The sequence below is a fragment of the Blautia caecimuris genome (assembly GCF_024622975.1).
Classification (GTDB): Bacteria; Bacillota; Clostridia; order Lachnospirales; family Lachnospiraceae; genus Blautia_A; species Blautia_A caecimuris.
Genome location: NZ_JANJZT010000077.1, coordinates 1 through 2,171 on the forward strand (window position 1 = coordinate 1; position 2,171 = coordinate 2,171).

1 rRNA gene is annotated in these 2,171 nt (G+C 52.8%); it reads right to left on the reverse strand.

Annotated elements, in window-relative coordinates:
• Positions 1-2,124 (reverse strand): 23S ribosomal RNA (locus NSA57_RS19340); the annotation flags it as partial.
• Positions 2,125-2,171 lie beyond the last annotated feature (47 nt).

Genomic DNA, 2,171 nt, shown 5'->3' on the forward strand with positions numbered 1-2,171 from the left:
GTTCTCAGTCTCCCACCTATCCTGTACATGCAGCACCGGATCCCAGTACCAAACTGGAGTAAAGCTCCATGGGGTCTTTCCGTCCTGGCGCAGGTAACCAGCATCTTCACTGGTACTTCAATTTCACCGGATGCATTGTCGAGACAGCGCTCAAATCATTACGCCTTTCGTGCGGGTCGGAACTTACCCGACAAGGAATTTCGCTACCTTAGGACCGTTATAGTTACGGCCGCCGTTTACTGGGGCTTAAATTCAAAGCTTCGCTTGCGCTAACCTCTCCTCTTAACCTTCCAGCACCGGGCAGGCGTCAGCCCATATACCTCACCTTTCGGTTTCGCATAGACCTGTGTTTTTGCTAAACAGTTGCTTGAGCCTATTCTCTGCGGCCAGGTCTCCCTGGCACCCCTTCTCCCGAAGTTACGGGGTCATTTTGCCGAGTTCCTTGACAATGCTTCTTCCGCCGGCCTTAGGATTCTCTCCTCATCCACCTGTGTCGGTTTACGGTACGGGTACGGTATAAACTATAGCGGCTTTTCTTGACGCACAGCTCACGGGCTTCCCTACTTTCTTTCGGTCCGCGTCGTGTCTTCCCATTGACACACGGATTTGCCAATGTGTCTGGTACCTCACTTGCACCGGGCTTTCCATTCCCGGCTCCCGCTTTCTGCACGTGTCCCCACAGTTCTGTTATACCGCAGTACAGGAATCTCCACCTGTTGTCCATCGGCTACGACTCTCGTCCTCGCCTTAGGCCCCGACTTACCCAGGGCAGATCAGCTTTACCCTGGAAACCTTGGATATTCGGCCATAAGGATTCTCACCTTATTCTCGCTACTCATTCCGGCATTCTCTCTTCCATGCAGTCCACAGCTCCTTACGGTACTGCTTCGTCCCGCATGCAATGCTCCTCTACCAATCATTTCTGATTCCTTAGTTTCGGTGGCGCGTTTCAGCCCCGGACATTTTCGGCGCAGGACCTCTCGACCAGTGAGCTATTACGCACTCTTTGAATGGATGGCTGCTTCTGAGCCAACATCCTGGTTGTCTTTGAAATCCCACATCCTTTTCCACTTAACGCGCACTTTGGGACCTTAACTGAAGGTCTGGGCTCTTTCCCTTTCGACTGCCCAACTTATCTCGTGCAGTCTGACTCCCGGTAAGCAATTCTGCGGCATTCGGAGTTTGATATTCTTCGGTAGGCTTTGACGCCCCCTAGGAAATTCAGTGCTCTACCTCCGCTAATCTCTACCGAGGCTAGCCCTAAAGCTATTTCGAGGAGAACCAGCTATCTCCGGGTTCGATTGGAATTTCTCCCCTATCCACACCTCATCCCCACCCTTTTCAACGGATGTGGGTTCGGTCCTCCACTGCCTCTTACGGCAGCTTCAACCTGGACATGGATAGATCACCCGGTTTCGGGTCTGCCCTCACTGACTCTGGCCCTCTTAAGACTTGGTTTCCCTACGGCTCCGGTCCTTAAGACCTTAACCTTGCCAGTAAGCGCAACTCGCCGGACCGTTCTACAAAAAGTACGCGGTCGTGCATATAAAGCACTTCCACAGCTTGTAGACACAGGGTTTCAGGTTCTCTTTCACTCCCCTCCCGGGGTCCTTTTCACCTTTCCTTCACAGTACTATGCGCTATCGGTCACTAAGTGGTATTTAGCCTTAGGGGGTGGTCCCCCTCACTTCCCGCAGGGTTTCTCGTGTCCCGCGGTACTCTGGATCCTGCTCAGTCTGCTCTGCTTTCGCGTACGGGGCTCTCACCCTCTCCGGCCGGCTTTCCCAAAACCGTTCTGCTAGCTTTACAGAATCTTAAATGCAGTCCGTAACCCCAGCGTGCACGCACACTGGTTTAGGCTCCTCCGCGTTCGCTCGCCGCTACTTACGGAATCGAGTTTTCTTTCTTTTCCTCCGGGTACTTAGATGTTTCAGTTCCCCGGGTTCCCCTCCATACGTTATGGATTGGCGTATGGATACATGAGGTTTCCTCATGTGGGTTTCCCCATTCAGAGATCTCCGGATCAATGGATATTTGCTCCTCCCCGAAGCTTATCGCAGCTTATCACGTCTTTCTTCGGCCCTTAGTGCCAAGGCATCCGCCCTGTGCCCTTTCTGCTTGACCTTTCGCTTTTCATCACCCTAGCGTAGGTGATGCGGTCTTTGATTCTC